This is a genomic window from Variovorax frigidus, assembly GCF_051216515.1.
Taxonomy (GTDB): domain Bacteria; phylum Pseudomonadota; class Gammaproteobacteria; order Burkholderiales; family Burkholderiaceae_C; genus Variovorax.
Genome location: NZ_JBPJZF010000002.1, coordinates 135184 through 152888, shown reverse-complemented (window position 1 = coordinate 152888; position 17705 = coordinate 135184). Strand labels below are relative to the sequence as shown.

Genomic DNA, 17705 nt, shown 5'->3' with positions numbered 1-17705 from the left:
TACCGTTGGTTCGCAACAACGGCGTACTAATTGGTTGTTGCAGAGCGCGATTTCCGCGCAGTCTTTGTAGACCTGATTAGAGGCCAGGTGGTGATGTCTGGGTTGAAGCATGGACGTTCTACAAGTCCAGGACCAACCGGCTCTCGCAGGCGCGCGAGCAGCAGGCCATCATCTTAGTGTGTGCCTCTCGCTCGCTGCGCGTGAGCACCACGTCGCGGTGGTCGACCTTGCCGCCCAGCACTCGCACCTCGCACGTGCCGCAAAGGCCTTCCTCGCAGTCGCTCTGCACGTCGATGTTGGCGGCGCGCAGCGCGGTCAGCACGGTCTGGTCGGCCGGCACGTGCACCACGATGCCCGAGTCCTTCAATTCCACATCGAACGCATGTTCGCGAGTCGGATCAAGCGTTGCGAGCGTGGACTCGAAGTGCTCGACGTGCAGCGCATCGTCGGGCCAGTGGCCGCAGTGCGCCTCGAGCGCCTGCAGCATGCGCACCGGGCCGCAGGCGTAGATTTGCGTGGCCGCGTCGGACGTGGCGAGCAAAGCCGCGAGATCGTTGCGCCGCCCTTCGTCGCCGGCATAGACCGCAAGGCGGTCTCCGTGCAGCGCCTTGAGTTCGTCGAGAAAGGCCATGCTCGCCCGCGAGCGGCCACTGTAATGCAGCGCGTAGTCGATGCCCAGCAACTTTGCGTGGCGCGCCATCGCGCTGATCGGTGTGATGCCGATGCCGCCCGCGATGAAGATCGCCTTCTTCACCGACTGGTCGAGATGGAAATGATTGCGCGGCCCGCGAATCTTGAGGCGGTCGCCGACCTTCGCTTTGGCATGCACCCAGGCTGAGCCACCGCGACTCGCTCTGTCGAGCAGCACCGCGATCTCGAGCGCGTGCACATCAGCCGGATCGCCGCACAGCGAGTACTGGCGCGAGAGATCCGCATGCCCGCATTCGACGTCGATGTGCGAACCGGGCGTCCAGCGCGGCATTGGACTGCCGCCGGGCGCCACGAGGCGCAGCTTGACGATGCCGTCGGCTACCGGCGTCACGCGCTCGACCACCACAGGCCGCGTGATCGCGCCCTTCGACGGCTCGCCGATGCACACCGGCACCGGCGCGTCGAGCCGCTTGAGTTCCGGCCGCGCGCGTTCCGGGTTGCGCGCCGGATCCCATTCGACCCGCAGGTGCTCCGGCCCGCGGAACGAGGTGTTCGGCACGTACGAAAAAGTCTGTTCGGAAAGCCGCATGTGCGGCAGCCGGCGCGTGAACTCCTCCAGAAAGATCTGCATCTCCATGCGGGCGAGGTTTTTTCCCATGCATTGATGCGAGCCATAGCCGAAGGTGAGGTGGTCGCTCGCGTTGTCGCGGCGAATGTCGAACAGGTCGGCATCGGCGAAGTGGCCTTCGTCATGGTTTGCCGACGAGGTGACGATCAGCAGTTTCGAGCCTGCCGGCAGGGCGACGCCCCCCACGTGCGTGTCCGCCGCAACCATGCGGCGCCATGCCGCGACGGAGCCGGCGTGGCGAAGGCATTCCTCGACGGCATTGGGGATGAGACTCGGGTCTTCGCAGATGTCGCGCCAGGCGTCGGGATGTTGCAGCAGCAACTTCATGGCATTGGCCATCGCATTGGCAGTGGTTTCGTGCGCGGCCACGATGCCGGCCATCATCATCGAGTGGAGGTACGAGTCGGTCACTACCTCGGGCAGTTCGCGCTGTTTGCGCAGCCCGTACTGCATCCAGCCGCCGGCGTCGGGGCCGTCGAGGTCCTGGCGCATCTTGTCGAGCACCTTCCCGGCGAACTGCCAGAAGTTGCCGACCGCGTGGGCGACCTCGACCTGCTCTTCCGGCTTGGGCCGGCCCCAGGTGTTGACGGTGTGAGCAATCGAGAACTTGCGCAGCTGCGCCATGTCGTCCTCGGGCACACCGAGAAAATGCAGCGCCACGGTGAGTGGGATCTCCCACAGCATCTGGTCGACAAGATCGGCGCGGCCGTCGTCGATAAAGCGGTCGACATATTCGCGCGCAAGTTCGCGCACTATCGGCTCGTGATGTTGGAGCCTCTCGGGCGTGAACGGGGCCATCAGCGCGCGTCGCCGCGGCATGTGGGCCGGTTCGTCCTCGTTGACCAGCGTGCGCTTCAATGCGAAGCCGTAGCTCGCGAGCACCGCATTGGCCTCGTCGCCAGTTGGCGTGATCTTCTCCAGGGCGATCGACGGGCTGAAGGTGATGTTGTCGCGAAAGATCGCCTTGACGTCGTCGTAGCGCGTGACGACCCAATAGCCAAGCTTCGGGCTCCAGAAGATCGGCTCTTGCTCTCGCGCCCAGCGCACGTATTCGGGTGGGTCCTGCTGGTAACCGTCTTCGAAGGGGTCGAATTCGGCCGCGCGCTGGCTCACCGGACAACCGGTCGGGGTGCGCGTGTCCGACAGCAGGCCATGCGCCACAGGACAGCCAGTGCGGAGGAGGGGGGTGTCGAGGGTCGTCGTCATCGCGCAGCTCCTGCCGTCAGTCCAGGGAAATCTTCAGATCGGTGATGAGCTTGTGCCACTTGATGGTCTCGGTCCTGATCAAGGTGTCGAGTTCCGCCGGGGAACTGCCGACGGGTTCCAGACCGAAGTCCATCAGCTTCTTGTGCGTCGTGGGCTCCTTGATCGTTGCCACGATCTGCCGGTTCAGAGCAGCAATGGTGGCGCTTGGCGTCGCTGCTGGAACGACCATGCCGACCAGTGCAGCGGCTTCGACGTTCTTATATCCCAGCTCGGCAAAGGTGGGTACGTCTGGCAGTTGCGGGAGACGCGTCGCATTGGCCACGGCGAGCGGCCTGACTTTGCCGCCCTTGATGAAGCCTGCCCCAGCGGCGAAGTCGACCATCATCGCCGGGATCTGACCGCCCGCGACATCCGCCAGCGCAGGAGCTGCACCACGATACGGCGCGTGTGTCACGACCAGGCCGGCTTCGGACTTGAGCAACTCCATGGCCAGATGATGCGGGCTGCCAGCGCCGGCAGAGCCGTAGTTGAAGCCTCCGACCTTGGCTTTGGCCTGCGCAATGAAGTCCTTGGCATTGGCTGCAGGAATGCCAGGGCCGACAACCAAGATCATCGGCGCGCGGGCCAGCAGCGAGACCGAGGCGAAATCCCTTCCGGGGTTGTAGCTGAGTGACTTGTAGAGCACCGGGTTGAACACCAGCGTGCCGTTGTCGGCCGAGAGCACCGTATAGCCATCAGCAGGTGCGCGGGCCAGTTCGGCGGCGCCCAGCGCGGTGTTGCCACCCGGCTTGTTGTCGACCAGCACAGGCTGGCTTACCGCTGTCGACCAAGGCTGCGCGATCGTGCGCGCCAGGACATCGGAGCCGCCGCCCGCCGCGTAGGGAACGATCCAGCGAACAGGCTTGTTCGGATAGCTTTGCGCAAACACAGTCGATGCCGCGAGCAGGCCAGCAACAAGGATGAACGTCGACTGTCTGCGGGATGTTTTCATGATCTTCATTTGGTGTCTCCAGCTTCTTCAATGGTCGAGGCAAGCGGGCTTAGCTGCGAGTCTTAAGTGGGATTGGCGGTCTACGCACGACTGTGACCTGCTGATCGATGGCGCCGAACACTGTTCGGCCATCATCGTCCGTCGACTCGATGCGCACTCTGTCTCCGTGCCGCAGGTAGGATTGAAGGCTCCCCTCATCCGCGCCAGCAAGAATCTGGCGCACGCGCGCTTCGGTGATGCACGCGCTTCCTGCCGCCTCGTCTTCGTTGCTGATGGTCCCCGCTCCGACGATGCTCCCAGCAACAAGTCGACGCGTACGGGCAAGATGCGCAATGATCTCGCCGAAGTTGAAGATCGCTTCGGTGTTGGCGTGCGGCTCGCCGAATCGCTGGCCATTGAGGTCGATCCGCACGCGCAGATTGGGCATGCCGTCTTGCCATGCATTGCCAAGCGCCGCGGGCGTGACGGCAACTGGCGCGAAACTCGTGGCCGGTTTGCTTTGATAGAAGCCGAACCCCTTGGCAAGCTCCTGCGGAATCAGCCCACGAAGGGAGACATCGTTGAGGAGCACGACCAGCGCAATGCAGTCGGCCGCCTCTGCCGGTGAGGCGCCCATCGGCACGTCCGTCGTGATCACGGCGATCTCTGCTTCCAGGTCGATCTGATGAGCCTCGTCGCCGGCAACGATGTCTTCTTCGGGGCCCAACATCACGTCCGACCCGCCTTGGTACACCAGTGGCTCATCCTCGTAGCCTGGCGGGATCGGCTGATTTCGCCATTTGTAGATGAGCCGCGCGTGATTGCGATAGACCGAGGCATCCGCCCATTGGAAGGCGCGCGGCAGCGGTGCCATGGCCTGGGATGCATCGAATGTTTCAGTGCCAGCCCAGCCGCAGGCATCGAGGGTGTGGCAACGTCCACTGAGCAACTCGACCTGAGCATGCCAGTCATCGAGCAAGGCCTGCAAGGTCAAGGCATTGGCGCCTGCAGAAACCCAACGCGTCGTGGCGGGACTCACGAGCATCAATTCCCCATCGCGGCGCCCGTTTCGACGCGTTGCCAGACGCAGATGGACTGGCCGCTTCATGGCGCCGCCTCCGCAGGCTTGCGCCTTGCCTGCTTCTCGCCATTCCATTGGGCCAGATCCCTATGCGCATCGCGCTCGAAACTGCGCACCATCTCCGCCGGAGCAACTTCGACCGTCAGCTCCAGGCGCAGGCCGTTGGGGTCGTAGAAGTAGATGGATTCGATGTACCCGTCGTGATCGGTGATGCCGACGGTGTCGATCTGGTGATCCTGGAGTCGTGCTCTCACCTCTTCCAGATCGTCGCGACCCGTTAGCCGCAACGCGATGTGATTGACCCACGAAGGCGTGTTCGGCGAGGGCAGTGCGGCGATGTCGTCTCCTAGATCGAAGAACGCGATGCAGGAGCCATCCCTCATCCGGAAGAAGATGTGCACGTAAGGGCAGAACTCACCTGTGCTGGGAACGTGGTCATTCCGAATCACGTGGACGAGCGGGAGGCCGAGGATGTCTTCATAAAAATGTCGGGTCTCTTCCGCATCGCGGCAGCGCCACGCGAAGTGGTGCAGCCCTTGAACCGGACGGGGTTGTGACTGGAATTCAGCCGGAGTGGTCGGGTTCGGTTTCATCTCGCTGGTTTGCCTGTGGTTGCCAGTCTGGATTCTCGAACGCTGATGCCGCAAAAATGTCCTAGTAAACTAGGACGTGCATACCCCAGGAGCCTGAAGTTGAAGTTGCTGAAGTTGGACAACAAGCCGAGTTCTGCCAGCGCTGCCTTGGCGACGGGTCTTATGAAGGCAATTGGCGCGGAGGACTTTGCGGCGCAACTGCTGGCTGCTGTCGGCATTGGGATGCCGGCCAGTCACTGCACCGTCTTTTCCCTGGGCAGCGATGGCCGGGTCGAGGCGATCTCGAGTGCAAGCGCGATCGGCGAAGTCGCGACCCTCACCGCGCTCGACTACATCCGCATGGGCTTCGACAAGCAGGACTCCAACATGGTGTGGCTATCGAGGCGAATGACCGGGCGATCGGCCAAGCTCTGGATTGCGCACCAACTCGCGGAACAGGTGGCAAACGAGGAATACCGTCTCGTGTGCTATGGGCAGATTGGGATCCGGGAGCGGCTGTCCTTGCTCTCGCTGTCCCCCGACGGTGCGCGCGTTGCGATCAACCTCTACAGAAACCTGTCGTTCAAATCGTTCGACGACGGCGACTCTGCGTGGCTCCAAGGGAACGCAGGTCTGATCAGCTCGGCGGTGGATCGTCATGTGCAGTTGGCAAGGCAGACGCATCCTGCAGGCCAGATGCAGCGCGAAGTCATGACACGGCTGTCAGGAAGGGAGCGCCAGCTCTTTTCATTCATCATGGAAGGACTCACCACAAAAGCTGCCGCGCAGCGCATGGGCGTGTCCGAGACGACGGCTCTGACATACCGCTACCGCGTTTTTCGCCGCCTCGGAGTCGGGAGCCTGCGGGAACTCGTCGCGCTCCTAGGCGGTCGCACGTCTGCCACGCCTGCCGCTGATCGTTGACGAAAGAAGGCGGCCGTTCCTCTCCACTCCCGAAGAGTTGCACCACCGACTCACTCAACCATGCCCAAGCGTATGTGCGGTGTCTTCCAGGGAAAGGTCTCGCAACGCACGTTGCAGTGCGGTGGCTCGCGTTGACGGTGTGCTGTTGAGTTCCATGCAATTCTGACCCGGCGGGGGTGCGGATAAAAACTTGGACTGGTTTCATGCCGCAACTCCAAGGCTCACCCGGTATTCGATAGGGCTGAGAGAGCCAAGAGAGATGTTGATCCGCTTCTCGTTGTACCAGCGGATGTACGAGTCGACCGCCTCGATGAATTGCTCAATGGTGGTGCTGTTCCAGTCCCGAGGATAGAACAGCTCGTTCTTCAGCCGACCGAAGAAGCCTTCGCAAGCGGCGTGTCAGGTGAGCATGCCTTGCGGGACATCGAGCGGGTGAAGTTCGCTTCGCTCGTTCTTGATAGCCAACCCAGCGGTAGTGGCCGCCCCGATCGGAGTGAACCACAGGCCGGTCAGTCGTTTCGGCCACTGTCTCGATGGCTGCATCCAGCATAGTGTTGACCAACTCGGCGTCCGGACTGGTCCCAATGGTCCAGCTGACGACCATTGCATCGAAGCAGTCGATGATGGGCGAGAGGTACACCTTGTCAGCCGGGATCTGGAACTCCGTGACAGCCGCGCTCTCGCGCACCTCCGATGATCTGAGATCGCTGACCGACTGTCGAGAACGTTACATTGCTGGCCATGGACCGCCTTGAGAACATCGAGATCTTCGTGCGCGTGGCGCAGACGCAGAGCTTCGCGGAGGCCGCGCGGCAACTCCGCCTGGCCAAGTCGGTGGTCACCAGCCGCATCAAGCAGCTGGAGGACCACGTCGGCGCGCCGCTGTTCCATCGCAGCACGCGCGTCGTGCGGCTCAGCGAGATCGGCCAGGCTTTCCTGAGGGACTGCACCGACCTCGTGGGCCGGGCCAACGACATCCTGGATCAGATGCGCGGTGCCCACGCCGGGCCCGCGGGCGTGTTGCGCATCCATGCGCTGACGGGCTTCGTGCTGGGGCACTTTGCGGCGCTGCTGCACGCGTTCCAGGTGAGCTACCCTGACATCCGGCTCGAACTGATCGTGAGCGACGCGGTGGTCGACCCGGTCAAGGTCGGCGTCGACTGCGCCCTGCAGATCTTTCCCGCGGCGTCCACCGAACTGGTGTCGCGCCCGTTGTTCCCGGTGCGGCGCGTGTTCTGCGCGACACCGGCGTACCTGCGCGAGGCCGGCATGCCGGGGAGTCCGCGCGACCTGCACAAGCATGCGCTCGGTCTTTATTCGGGCTACCCGACGCGGGACCGATGGACCTTCCACCATGGCAGCGAGCAGGTCACGCTCTACATGAATGCGGCCCTGCTGACCAACAGCGTGCACCTGCTGCGCGAATACGCGCTGGAGCATGCAGGGATCGTGTGCCTGCCGACCCTGGTGGCCGGCGACGCCATCCTGCGGGGCGATCTGCAGGTGGTCCTGCCCGAGCATCTGCTGTCGTCGTTCTCGCTGAGTGCGGTCTACCCCGGCACGTCACGTAACGACTTCAAGCTCCGGCTGTTCATCGAGCACATCGCAGGCGCGTTCAACAAGGTGCCGAAGTGGGACGCCGACATGATCGCGAGAGGGCTCCTGCCCGCCCAGGTGATCACCGATTGAGGCGATGCCTGCTTGCGGGTTAACCCCGCCGATTGACCGGATTCCACGAACAATACGGTCTGCATTGAAGGCCTACCGCTGAGCGACCGTGGCCCTTAGAGTTCAGCCCATCGCACACCGATGTGCTCAACGCCACGGAGACACGCCCCATGACGGAAGTCGCTTACCAGACAAAGTTCGGCTCGCTCAAGCAATACGAAAAAGGCCGCGTCGAGCCCATCGCCGATGACGTTCGCCACTATGCGTTCTCCAACTGCTTCGAGATCGCCAACCACAGCGCGCCCTACGAGAAGGTCGTCTTCGGCAAGAACCAGATCTACGTGCTCGAGACGCTGCGCGCCGAAGGCGTGTCGCCCTGGTACACCTGCGCGCACGACGAGTTCGCGCTGGTGATGGACGGCGCGGTCGAGGTGCACCTGGTACAGCTCGATTCGGCCCAGTCCGTGCAGGACGCCGACAAGAACGGCGCCGTGATGGTTCAAGGCGAGCCGGTGGGCAAGAAGATGGGCTGGATGAAGCTGTCGCGTGGCCACCAGGGCCTGCTACCCAAGAACACGGCCTATCAGTTCCGCACGCCCGGCGAACCGGGCGTCATCGTGCTGCAGACCTGCAAGGGCGAACTCTCGGTCGAGAAGTGGGCCGACATCTGCCAGACGCATTGAACGACCGAACACCGGAGACGAACACCATGAACGCACCCGCAGAACTCGCCAAGGTCATCGCATCTCAGCCGAACGCGTCGCTCGGCTACAAGGATTTCTCGCTCGGCAGCTTCGACTTCCGACGCGACGAATACTTCGTTCACATCACCTGGAAGACCCGCGACGGCCGGCCGATGAGCCACACCATAGACGCCGGCAATTACTTGCGTGCCCTGATGCGCGACGTGGCCTGGGGCTTTTTCTATGGCTGGGTCAACTTCGACCATGTGTTCGGCACGGTCAACCACTACCAGTCGGTCGACCTGTATGCCGGCAGCTTCAACGGCACGATGAAGGAAGCGGGCATCGACCTGCTGGAGAACTTTCCGACGGCGCAGATCCGCGCCACCTTCGAGGCGATGCTCGACGACTGGACCAACGAGACCTTCGACCCGTTCTCAGCACCGCAGGAAACCGGCTCCCCCTACGGCCGCAAGAACGGCAACAACACGGCCAAGGTCACGCGTGCTCGTGAACTCGCAACGCGTTGCGTCGGGCTCAAGGACGACCTGAATCTGCGCAGCGATGCCAGCGGGGCACCGGTCAATCGCGCGTTTGCGGACGTCTCGCAGGACCAGCCCGAGCTGCACCCCGAGCCCGGCTTCGAGAACGACGTGCACGCGTTCAGTCTGTTCGGTTTCCTGAGCCGCTCGCAAGTGACGTGGAACCCCAGCTTCACGTCGGTGGTAAAGCACAGCTTCATGTGCCCGACCACCGAGGAGCACATCCTGCCGATCATCCATGGCAACGACCGCGTTGAATGGTTCTTCCAGATGACCGACGAGATCCATTGGGACTGTGCCGACAAGAACACTGGCAAGCCGATGGCCCGCGTGATCATGAAGGCCGGCGACATGTCGGCCATGCCGGCCTACTGCCGCCACCAGGGCTACAGCCCCAAGCGCTCGATGCTGCTGGTGTGGGAGAACGGCTCGCCGACGCTGGTCTATGAAATCCAGAAGGGCGAGAGCCCCGAGATCCCCGTCGAGTTCTGACGCCCCGGGCGTGCTGCGTCGCAGACGCCGCTCGCCACTGCCGCCCACCGCAACCCTCCTGCCGAGAGAGAGGGACAGGATCACCCATGCCTTCAGCTTCCATCCGCCACCAGCTCTTCATCGACGGGCGCTTCGTCGATGCCGAGTCTGGGGAAACACTGGCCACGCTTAATCCGCACGACAACACCACCATCGCCGACGTGGCGCTGGCCGGCAAGGCCGATGTCGACAAGGCGGTGGCCGCCGCCACGCGCGCCTTCCCGGCCTGGAGCCGCATGGCCGCCGCCGACCGGGGCCGCATCCTGCTGAAGCTCGCCGACCTGATCGAGGCCAACGCCGAAGAGCTGGCGCAGCTCGAATCGCTCGACACAGGTCATCCGATCCGCGACTCGCGCGCGCTCGACGTGCCGCGCACGGCGGCGTGCTTCCGCTACTTCGGCGGCATGGCCGACAAGTTCCAGGGCGAGACCATTCCGGTCGAGGCTGGCTTCCTCAACTACACGCTGCGTGAGCCGGTAGGTGTGGTCGGCCAGATCGTGCCGTGGAACTTCCCGCTGATGTTCACCAGCTGGAAGATGGCGCCCGCGCTGGCGGCCGGCAACTGCATCGTGATGAAGCCGTCGGAGATCACCCCGCTGAGTTCGTTGCGCATCGCCGAACTGATGCAGGAGGCTGGGTTGCCCGATGGTGCCGTCAACATGGTGCCGGGCCTCGGCAGCGTGGTGGGACAGTACATCGCCGAGCATCCCGGCATCGCCAAGGTGGCGTTCACGGGCAGCACGACCACCGGACGCCGCGTGGTCGAGGCAAGCGCCGGCAACCTGAAGAAGGTGCAACTCGAACTCGGCGGCAAGGGCCCGAACATCGTGTTCGAAGACGCCTTCCTGCCGGCTGCCGTCAACGGCAGCGCCTGGGCCATCTTCCACAACCAGGGCCAGGCCTGCATCGCGGGCTCCCGGCTGGTTCTGCACGAGAAGATCGCTGACGCATTCCTCGAAAAATTCATTCCGCTTGCGCAGTCGATCCGACTGGGCAACCCGCTCGACCCCGAAACCGAGATGGGCCCGCTGACGAGCGCGCTGCACCGCGAACGCGTGCTGGCCTATGTCGACGTGGCGCGGGAGCAGGGCGGCGAGGTGCTCGTCGGCGGCAAGGTGCCGGGCGGCGAACTGGCGCTCGGTTGCTACGTGGAGCCGACCATCGTGCGTGCGCGCTCCTACCGCGACCGCGTGGCACAGGAAGAGGTGTTCGGCCCGTTCGTGACGGTGCTCACCTTCAAGGACGACGCCGAGGCGATGGAGATCGCCAACGGTACGGAGTACGGGCTGGGCAGCGGGTTGTGGACGTCCAACCTGCAGCGCGCCCACAAGATGGCGCGCGACCTGCACGCGGGCATGGTCTGGATCAACAGCTACAAGCGCGTCAACCCAGGCTCGCCTTTCGGCGGCGCGGGCCAGAGCGGCTACGGCCGCGAGATGGGCTTCGATGCGATGCGCGAGTACACGCAGGTCAAGAGCGTGTGGGTCAATGTCGACGCGCAGATTGCTCCGCACTTCAAACGCTGACCCTGGAGACACCCCCATGAAGTCAATCCTTGCTCGCGGCCTGATCGCCTGCGCACTCCTTGCAGGGGAGTCGATGCCTGCGCAATCCCAGACGCCGGCCTGGCCCAACAAGCCGGTGCGTGTGGTCGTCGCCTTTCCACCCGGCGGCATCGTCGACAACGTGGCGCGGCAGATCCAGCCGCAGCTGCAGGCGGCAATGGGCCAGCCCGTGATTATCGACAACCGCGGTGGCGCCGGCGGCACGGTCGGCTCGATGGAAGTGGCCCGCGCCGCGCCCGACGGCTACACGCTGCTGATGGTGTTCGACAGCTACGCAACCTATCCGCTGGTCTATCCCAAGCTGAGCTTTGACGTTGCGAAGGATCTGTTGCCCGTCACGCAGATCGCGAGCAATCCGCTGGTGCTGGTGGTGAACCCCAAGGTGCCGGCGCAGGACTTCAAGAGCTTCGTCAGCATGCTGAAATCGCAGCCCGGTCGCTACAACTACGCAAGCGTCGGGCCCGGCTCGAGCAACCATCTGACGGCCGAATACTTCAAGGCCGAGACCGGCACCTTCGTCACGCACATCCCCTACCGCGGTGGTGGCCCGGCCCAGCAGGACCTGCTCGGCGGCCAGGTCGAGATGATGTTCCTGTCGGCCGTGCTGGCGCAGCCCCACGTCAAGGCGGGCAAGCTGCGCGCGCTGGCGCAGACCGGGGTGAAACGTGTCACTGCCTATGCCGACACGCCGACCGTGGCCGAGAGCGGCTACCCGGGCTTCGAGGTGAACTCCTGGGTCGGCATGCTGGCACCGGCCGGCACCCCGCGCCCGGTGATCGACCGGCTGCAGGCCGAGATCCGCAAGATCGTCACCGACCCCGCCTTCGCGGCGCGGCTGCAGGAGCAGGGCCTGACCGGCATCGCCAACACACCCGAGGAGTTCGGGGCGGCGCTCAAGCTCGAGCAGGCCAAGTGGACGCGGCTGGTGCGCGAGCGTCAGCTCAGCCTCGAATAGGCGACCGATGCGCGACCGCGACTTCATCCACACCAGCCGCCCGCAGCGCGTCGTGTTCGGCGTGGGCGCGCTGCAGCATCTGGCGCGGGAAATCGACGCGCTCGATGCACGCCGCGCGCTGGTGCTTTGCACGCCCGAACAGCGCGGCCAGGCCGAGCGCTTGGCCGACATGCTCGGCGCCGGTGCGGCAGGCGTGTTCGACCGCGCCGTGATGCACGTGCCGATCGAGACGGCCCGCGAGGCGCGCGCCGTGGCGCAGCGCCTGGGGGCGGACTGTGCCGTGGCGATCGGCGGCGGCTCCACCACCGGGCTGGGCAAGGCCATCGCGCTCGAATCCGGCTTGCCGATCGTGGCTATCCCGACCACCTACGCGGGCAGCGAGATGACGCCGATCTACGGGCTCACCGAGGGTGGCCTGAAGAAGACCGGTACCGACGTCCGCGTGCTGCCGCGCACCGTCATCTACGACCCCGAACTCTCGCGCACGCTGCCGGTGGGCCTGAGCGTGACCAGCGGCATCAACGCCATCGCGCATGCGGCCGAAGGGCTCTACGCGCGGGACGGCAACCCGGTGATGGACCTGATGGCCGAGGAGGGCATTGCAGCCCTGGCGCGCGCGCTGCCGGCGATTCGCGGCCAGGCCGACGACATCGACGCGCGCAGCGACGCGCTCTATGGCGCCTGGCTCTGCGGCAGCGTGCTGGGCAGCGTCGGCATGGCGCTGCACCACAAGCTGTGCCACACGCTGGGCGGCAGCTTCAACCTGCCGCATGCGGAGGTGCACACGGTGGTGCTGCCGCATGCGCTGGCGTTCAACGCCGAGGCGGCACCGCAGGCGATGGCGCTCATCGCCCGTGCGTTGGGCGCACCGACTGCGCCGCAGGGCGTGCAGGACCTGGCCCGCGCCAACGGCGCCCCGATCGCGCTGCGCGACATTGGCATGAAGGAGCGCGATCTCGACCGGGCGGCCGACATCGCGGTGCAGAACCCGTACTGGAATCCGCGGCCTTTCGGCCCCGCCGAGCGCGCTGCCATCCGGGCACTGTTTCAGCGCGCGTGGGTGGGCGCGCGCCCTGGTTGAACCCGCATTCCGGTTCGCAGACTCAACAACAAGGAGACAGCCATGACCCTCAATCGCAGACAGTTCACCCAGGCCGGTGCCGCGCTGATGGCGGCCGCTGCGAGCCCGCTCGCGTTCGCGGCCGACACGCTGAAGATCGGCTACGTGTCGCCGCAGACCGGCCCGCTTGCTCCCTTCGGCGAGGCCGACAAGTGGGTCATCGAACAGATGAAGACGGCGTTCAAAGACGGCATCAGCGTCGGCGGCCGGAAGTACGCCGTGCAGATCGTGCTGAAAGACAGCCAGTCCAACCCCAACCGGGCCGGCGAGGTCGCGAACGACTTGATCCTCAAGGACAAGGTGGCGCTGATCCTGACGGCGGGCACGCCCGAGACGGCCAACCCGGTGAGCGACGCCTGCGAACTCAATGAGGTGCCCTGCGTGTCGACGGTGGTGCCCTGGCAGCCGTGGTTCTTCGGCCGCAAGGGCGATCCGGCCAAGGGCTTCAATTGGACGTACCACCTGTTCTGGGGCCTGGACGATGTCATCGGCACCTACACCAGCGGCTGGAAGACGGTGGCCACCAACAAGAAGGTGGGCGGGCTGTTTCCGAACGACGGCGATGGCAATGCCTGGGGCGACAAGGAACTCGGTTTCCCGAAGCCATTGGCGCAGATGGGCTTCACGCTCACCGACCCCGGCCGCTTCCAGAACGGCACGCAGGACTTTTCCGCGCAGATTGCGGCCTTCAAGCGCGACGGCGTGGAGATCGTCACCGGCGTGGTGATCCCGCCCGATGCCAAGACCTTCCTGACCCAGGCGAAGCAGCAGGGCTTCAAGCCCAAGGTCATCACGTTGGGCAAGGCGCTGCTGTTCCCGGGCGCGATCGAAGCGCTGGGCGATCTCGGTCACGGCCTGTCGACGGAGGTCTGGTGGAGTCCTTCGCACCCGTACACGTCGAGCCTGACGAAGCAAAGTGCAAAGGCACTGGCGGAGGCCTACGAGGCCGGCACCAAGAAGCAGTGGACGCAGCCCATCGGCTTCGCGCATGCGCTGTTCGAGGTCGCGTCGAGCGCACTGTCGCGCGCCAAGTCGCTCAAGCCGGCGGAGGTGCGCGACGCGGTCGCGACCACCGCCATCGATTCGGTGGTCGGTCCGGTGAAGTGGGGCGGGGCAGGCCCGATGAAGAACGTCAGCAAGACGCCACTCGTGCTGGGCCAGTGGAACAAGGGCAGCAAGTACAAGGTCGAACTGAGCATCGTCAACAACGAACTGGCCAAGAACATTCCGGCAACCGGAACGCTGAAGCTGCTCTGAGATGGTGCTGCTCGCCCTTCACGCAGTCAGCAAGGCCTATGGCGCGCTCAAGGTCACCGATGGCATTACGCTGGCGGTGCAGCAGGGCGAGACGCTCGGCATCCTCGGGCCGAACGGTGCGGGCAAGACGACGCTGTTCAACCTGATCTCGGGCGACGTGCGCGTGGATGCCGGCCGTGTGGAATACGAGGGGCGCGACATCACCGCGCTCAAGCCGCACCAGCGTTGCCATGCCGGCATCGGCCGCAGCTACCAGGTGCCGCAGCCCTTCGGCAACATGAGCGTTTTCGAGAACCTGGTGACCGCCGCCTGCTTCGGCGGGCAGCAGCCGGAGGCCGAGGCCTGGCAGACCGCGCACGAGATCCTCGGCCAGACGGGGCTCATGGCCCATGCCAACAAGCCGGCCGGCAGCCTCACCCTGCTCAACCGCAAGCGGCTGGAACTGGCGCGCGCACTGGCGACGCGGCCACGCTTGCTGCTGCTCGACGAGATCGCCGGCGGGCTGACCGAGCACGAGGCGAAGCAATTGGTCGACGAACTCAAGCGCATCAAGGCGCAGGGCGTGACCATGATCTGGATCGAGCATGTGGTGCATGCCCTGCTGTCGCTGGCCGACCGGCTGCTCGTCATCAACTTCGGCCAGAAGCTCGCCGAGGGCGAGCCGCATGCGGTGATGAACGACCCCGAGGTGCAGCGCGTGTACATGGGCATCGACGCATGACCGCACTGCTCACCACCCATGGCCTGCAGGCCTTCTACGGCGACGCACAGGCCTTGTTCGGCATCGACTTCGAAATGGCCACGGGCGAACTGGTCGCCGTCATTGGCGCGAACGGGGCCGGCAAATCGACCTTCCTCAAATGCTTGGCCGGCCTGGTGCGTGCGCCGCGCGAGGCGGTGCACTTCAAGGGCGAAGCCATCGGCGGCCTGCCCGCGGGCGAGATCGTTCGGCGCGGCCTGGCGCTGGTGCCTGAAGGCCGGCGCCTGTTCGCGAGTCTCAGTGTGGAAGAGAACCTGCTGATGGGCGGCACCACGCGGCGGCCCGGGCCGTGGAACCTCGCGCGCCTGTATGCGCTGTTCCCGATCCTGCACGAGAAGCGCGGGCAACCTGCGACCTCGTTGTCCGGCGGCCAGCAGCAGATGGTGGCGCTCGGCCGTGCGCTGATGAGCAACCCCGAACTGTTGTTGTGCGACGAGCTGTCGCTCGGCCTGGCGCCCATCGTCGTGCGCGAGATCTACGCGGCCATGCCCACCATCACCGGCGAAGGCATGACGGTGGTGATCGTGGAGCAGGACGTGACGATGGCGCAGCGCGTGTCGCAGCGCATCTACTGCCTGCAGGAGGGCCGGGTGTCGCTGCAGGGCCGCTCCGATGCGCTCACGCGTGGGCAGATCGCCCAGGCCTATTTCGGCGTCTGAATCGGCACCGCACCCCATGATCGAAACCCTTGTCCAGGGCGCCTTGCTTGGCGGCCTCTACACCCTGTTCGCGCTCGGCCAGTCGTTGATGTTCGGCGTGATGCGGCTGACCAACACGGCCCACGGCGACTTCATCATCCTGGCCGCCTTCGCGGTGATCGGCGGCATCGCGCTGATCGGCGGCGAACCCGGCTGGGTCGCGCTGGCCGTGCTGCCGCTCGCCTTCAGCTTCGGCTATGCGCTGCAGCGCTTCGTGCTTAACGGCACGCTCGGGAAGGACCCGCTGCCCTCGCTGGTCGTCACCTTCGGCCTGTCGATCGTGATCCAGAACCTGCTGCTCGAGCTGTTCTCGGCCGATCCGCGCGCGGTCGAGATCGGCGCGCTGGCCACCCAGGGCGTGCAGGTGGGCGACGCGCTGTCGCTCGGCGTGCTGCCGCTGGTCGTGCTGGCGGTGGCGATCGTCGCGACCGCGCTGCTGCAGTGGCTGTTCGCGCACACGGCCCTGGGCCGGGCGTTTCGTGCGGTGTCGGACGACCCCGAGATCGCCGCGCTGATGGGCCTGGATGCGCGCAAGGTCTATGCGCTGGCGACCGCCATCGCCTTCGTGCTGATCGCCGTCGCGGGCGCGCTGCAGGGCATGCGCACCACGGTGTCGCCGTCGGACGGGCCGCTGCTGCTGCTGTTCGCTTTCGAGGCCGTGATCATCGGCGGCATGGGCTCCTTCTGGGGCACGCTGGCCGGCGCGATGATCCTCGGGCTGACGCAGCAGATCGGCTTCCGGCTCGATCCGGGCTGGGGCATCTGGTTCGGGCACATCGTGTTCCTGGTAGTGCTGGTGCTGCGGCCGCAGGGCCTTTTCCCGAAGACGAAAGGCTGAAGCGATGAACCCGTCGACTGCATCGACCCACCTCCCATTCGACGTGATCCGCGGCACGCGCGCAAGCCGCGCCGCGCTGGGCATCGGCGTTGCGCTCGTCCTGATCGCGGCGAGTCTCCCGTTCTGGGGGGAGTCGAGCTGGATGCGCGAGTTCGTCGAGATCGCCTGCTACTTCATCTTCGCGATGATGTGGAACCTGTTGGCCGGTTACGGCGGCATGGTGAGCATCGGGCAGCAGGCCTTCTTCGGCTTCGGCGGCTACGTCATGCTGATGCTCGGCAACTTCGCCGGCATCAACCCGTTCGTGGCGATCCCGCTGGGCGCGCTGGCCGCCGGGCTGGTGGCGATTCCGGTGTCCTTCGTGGCGTTCCGATTGTCCGGGGGGTACTTCGCGATCGGCACCTGGGTCATCGCCGAGGTCTTCCGGCTGTCGTTCGCCAACGTCTCGGCGGTCGGCGGCGGCTCCGGCACGACGCTCACGGCCTTGCGCGGCATCGACAAGGTGACGCGCGAAAGCACGACCTACTGGATGGCGCTGGTCTGCGTGGTGGCGGCGATCGCGCTGGTCTATCTCTTCCTGCGCAGCAAGCGCGGGCTGGCGCTGCTGGCCATCCGCGACAACGAGGTGGCCGCCGAATCGCAGGGCATTCCGGTCGCGCGCATCAAGCTCGCGGTCTACGTGGTCGCGGCCTTCGGCGCCGGACTCGCGGGCGCGCTCTACTTCGTCGGCAACCTGCGCATCAGCCCCGATGCGGCGTTCAGCGTGAACTGGTCGGCCTTCGCGATCTTCATGGTCGTGATCGGCGGCATCGGCCGCATCGAAGGCCCGCTGGCCGGCGCACTCATCTTCTGGGCGCTGAACAAGTTCCTGAGCGACTACGGCACCTGGTACCTGCTGGGCCTGGGCATGCTGGCCATCGTTGTCACGCTGTTCTTCAAGCAGGGCCTGTGGGGCTACGCGCAGCAGCGCTGGGGCTGGTCGCTGTTTCCGACCCAGCGGAAGCTGGTTCGGCCCGACGCCTGAGCGCCGTCGTTGCGATCCCGAACATCCGTCAC

General features: G+C 65.3%; 16 protein-coding genes and 1 pseudogene. 12 read left to right on the top strand and 5 right to left on the bottom strand.

Annotated elements, in window-relative coordinates; all coding sequences use genetic code 11:
* Nucleotides 1-118 precede the first annotated feature (118 nt).
* Genes ACSFBC_RS05965 through ACSFBC_RS05950 form a run of 4 tightly spaced genes read right to left on the bottom strand, consistent with a single transcriptional unit; the run spans nt 119 to nt 5129 of the window.
* Nucleotides 119-2485 carry a cytochrome P450/oxidoreductase gene (locus ACSFBC_RS05965; protein ID WP_435509408.1) on the bottom strand — a complete coding sequence of 789 codons (2367 nt, stop codon included), beginning with the start codon at nt 2483-2485 and terminating at the stop codon, nt 119-121.
* Nucleotides 2486-2501: 16 nt separating this feature from the next.
* Entirely contained in the window at nt 2502-3476 is a 975-nt protein-coding gene (locus ACSFBC_RS05960) for a Bug family tripartite tricarboxylate transporter substrate binding protein (RefSeq protein WP_435510028.1), read from the bottom strand.
* Nucleotides 3477-3525: 49 nt separating this feature from the next.
* Nucleotides 3526-4563 (bottom strand): fumarylacetoacetate hydrolase family protein, encoded by a 1038-nt coding sequence (locus ACSFBC_RS05955; RefSeq protein WP_435509407.1) that lies wholly within the window; start codon nt 4561-4563, stop codon nt 3526-3528.
* Nucleotides 4560-5129 (bottom strand): VOC family protein, encoded by a 570-nt coding sequence (locus ACSFBC_RS05950; RefSeq protein WP_435509406.1) that lies wholly within the window; start codon nt 5127-5129, stop codon nt 4560-4562. The genes ACSFBC_RS05955 and ACSFBC_RS05950 overlap by 4 nt, the downstream gene beginning before the upstream one ends.
* Nucleotides 5130-5228: 99 nt before the next feature.
* On the opposite strand from ACSFBC_RS05950, the gene ACSFBC_RS05945 reads away from it, so the two are divergent.
* Nucleotides 5229-6032 carry a helix-turn-helix transcriptional regulator gene (locus ACSFBC_RS05945; RefSeq protein WP_435509405.1) on the top strand — a complete coding sequence of 268 codons (804 nt, stop codon included), beginning with the start codon at nt 5229-5231 and terminating at the stop codon, nt 6030-6032.
* A 201-nt stretch (nt 6033-6233) separates the two neighbouring features.
* On the opposite strand, the pseudogene ACSFBC_RS05940 reads toward ACSFBC_RS05945, so the two are convergent.
* Nucleotides 6234-6702, bottom strand: a pseudogene (locus ACSFBC_RS05940) (IS3 family transposase); the annotation flags it as partial.
* A gap of 71 nt (nt 6703-6773) precedes the next feature.
* Between ACSFBC_RS05940 and ACSFBC_RS05935 the strand changes: the two are divergent.
* From ACSFBC_RS05935 to ACSFBC_RS05885, 11 genes are all read left to right on the top strand, one after another.
* Nucleotides 6774-7721: a LysR family transcriptional regulator gene (locus ACSFBC_RS05935; RefSeq protein ID WP_435509404.1), complete on the top strand. Its 948-nt coding sequence runs from the start codon at nt 6774-6776 to the stop codon at nt 7719-7721.
* 149 nt (nt 7722-7870) lie between these two features.
* Entirely contained in the window at nt 7871-8383 is a 513-nt protein-coding gene (locus tag ACSFBC_RS05930) for a cupin domain-containing protein (RefSeq protein ID WP_435509403.1), read from the top strand.
* 26 nt (nt 8384-8409) lie between these two features.
* A complete protein-coding gene (locus ACSFBC_RS05925; protein WP_435509402.1) occupies nt 8410-9417 on the top strand; it encodes a hydroxyquinol 1,2-dioxygenase in 1008 nt (335 codons plus the stop codon).
* Between the two features lie 101 nt (nt 9418-9518).
* Nucleotides 9519-10982, top strand: a complete 1464-nt coding sequence (locus ACSFBC_RS05920) for an aldehyde dehydrogenase family protein (RefSeq protein WP_435510027.1) — start codon at nt 9519-9521, stop codon at nt 10980-10982.
* A 16-nt stretch (nt 10983-10998) separates the two neighbouring features.
* Nucleotides 10999-11976 (top strand): tripartite tricarboxylate transporter substrate binding protein, encoded by a 978-nt coding sequence (locus ACSFBC_RS05915; protein ID WP_435509401.1) that lies wholly within the window; start codon nt 10999-11001, stop codon nt 11974-11976.
* A 7-nt stretch (nt 11977-11983) separates the two neighbouring features.
* On the top strand, nt 11984-13057 hold the full coding sequence (locus ACSFBC_RS05910; RefSeq protein WP_435509400.1) for a maleylacetate reductase: 1074 nt from the start codon (nt 11984-11986) through the stop codon (nt 13055-13057).
* A gap of 42 nt (nt 13058-13099) precedes the next feature.
* The gene (locus tag ACSFBC_RS05905) at nt 13100-14353 is read left to right on the top strand and encodes an ABC transporter substrate-binding protein (protein ID WP_435509399.1); all 1254 of its coding nucleotides are present in this window, start codon (nt 13100-13102) and stop codon (nt 14351-14353) included.
* Nucleotide 14354: 1 nt separating this feature from the next.
* Nucleotides 14355-15074 carry an ABC transporter ATP-binding protein gene (locus tag ACSFBC_RS05900; RefSeq protein WP_435509398.1) on the top strand — a complete coding sequence of 240 codons (720 nt, stop codon included), beginning with the start codon at nt 14355-14357 and terminating at the stop codon, nt 15072-15074.
* The gene (locus tag ACSFBC_RS05895) at nt 15071-15772 is read left to right on the top strand and encodes an ABC transporter ATP-binding protein (protein WP_435509397.1); all 702 of its coding nucleotides are present in this window, start codon (nt 15071-15073) and stop codon (nt 15770-15772) included. The genes ACSFBC_RS05900 and ACSFBC_RS05895 overlap by 4 nt, the downstream gene beginning before the upstream one ends.
* Nucleotides 15773-15788: 16 nt before the next feature.
* The gene (locus ACSFBC_RS05890; RefSeq protein ID WP_435509396.1) at nt 15789-16649 is read left to right on the top strand and encodes a branched-chain amino acid ABC transporter permease; all 861 of its coding nucleotides are present in this window, start codon (nt 15789-15791) and stop codon (nt 16647-16649) included.
* Between the two features lie 4 nt (nt 16650-16653).
* Nucleotides 16654-17673: a branched-chain amino acid ABC transporter permease gene (locus tag ACSFBC_RS05885; protein WP_435509395.1), complete on the top strand. Its 1020-nt coding sequence runs from the start codon at nt 16654-16656 to the stop codon at nt 17671-17673.
* The last annotated feature ends 32 nt before the right edge of the window (nt 17674-17705 follow it).

What these genes read in the sequence shown, in the direction of transcription:
- ACSFBC_RS05900 (WP_435509398.1), top strand. Translation starts at nt 14,355, where the DNA reads ATGGTGCTGCTCGCCCTTCACGCAGTCAGCAAGGCCTATGGCGCGCTC.
- ACSFBC_RS05935 (WP_435509404.1), top strand. Translation starts at nt 6,774, where the DNA reads ATGGACCGCCTTGAGAACATCGAGATCTTCGTGCGCGTGGCGCAGACG.
- ACSFBC_RS05905 (WP_435509399.1), top strand. Translation starts at nt 13,100, where the DNA reads ATGACCCTCAATCGCAGACAGTTCACCCAGGCCGGTGCCGCGCTGATG.
- ACSFBC_RS05930 (WP_435509403.1), top strand. Translation starts at nt 7,871, where the DNA reads ATGACGGAAGTCGCTTACCAGACAAAGTTCGGCTCGCTCAAGCAATAC.
- ACSFBC_RS05925 (WP_435509402.1), top strand. Translation starts at nt 8,410, where the DNA reads ATGAACGCACCCGCAGAACTCGCCAAGGTCATCGCATCTCAGCCGAAC.
- ACSFBC_RS05950 (WP_435509406.1), bottom strand. Translation starts at nt 5,129, where the DNA reads ATGAAACCGAACCCGACCACTCCGGCTGAATTCCAGTCACAACCCCGT.
- ACSFBC_RS05955 (WP_435509407.1), bottom strand. Translation starts at nt 4,563, where the DNA reads ATGAAGCGGCCAGTCCATCTGCGTCTGGCAACGCGTCGAAACGGGCGC.
- ACSFBC_RS05895 (WP_435509397.1), top strand. Translation starts at nt 15,071, where the DNA reads ATGACCGCACTGCTCACCACCCATGGCCTGCAGGCCTTCTACGGCGAC.
- ACSFBC_RS05915 (WP_435509401.1), top strand. Translation starts at nt 10,999, where the DNA reads ATGAAGTCAATCCTTGCTCGCGGCCTGATCGCCTGCGCACTCCTTGCA.
- ACSFBC_RS05960 (WP_435510028.1), bottom strand. Translation starts at nt 3,476, where the DNA reads ATGAAAACATCCCGCAGACAGTCGACGTTCATCCTTGTTGCTGGCCTG.
- ACSFBC_RS05885 (WP_435509395.1), top strand. Translation starts at nt 16,654, where the DNA reads ATGAACCCGTCGACTGCATCGACCCACCTCCCATTCGACGTGATCCGC.
- ACSFBC_RS05890 (WP_435509396.1), top strand. Translation starts at nt 15,789, where the DNA reads ATGATCGAAACCCTTGTCCAGGGCGCCTTGCTTGGCGGCCTCTACACC.
- ACSFBC_RS05965 (WP_435509408.1), bottom strand. Translation starts at nt 2,485, where the DNA reads ATGACGACGACCCTCGACACCCCCCTCCTCCGCACTGGCTGTCCTGTG.
- ACSFBC_RS05910 (WP_435509400.1), top strand. Translation starts at nt 11,984, where the DNA reads ATGCGCGACCGCGACTTCATCCACACCAGCCGCCCGCAGCGCGTCGTG.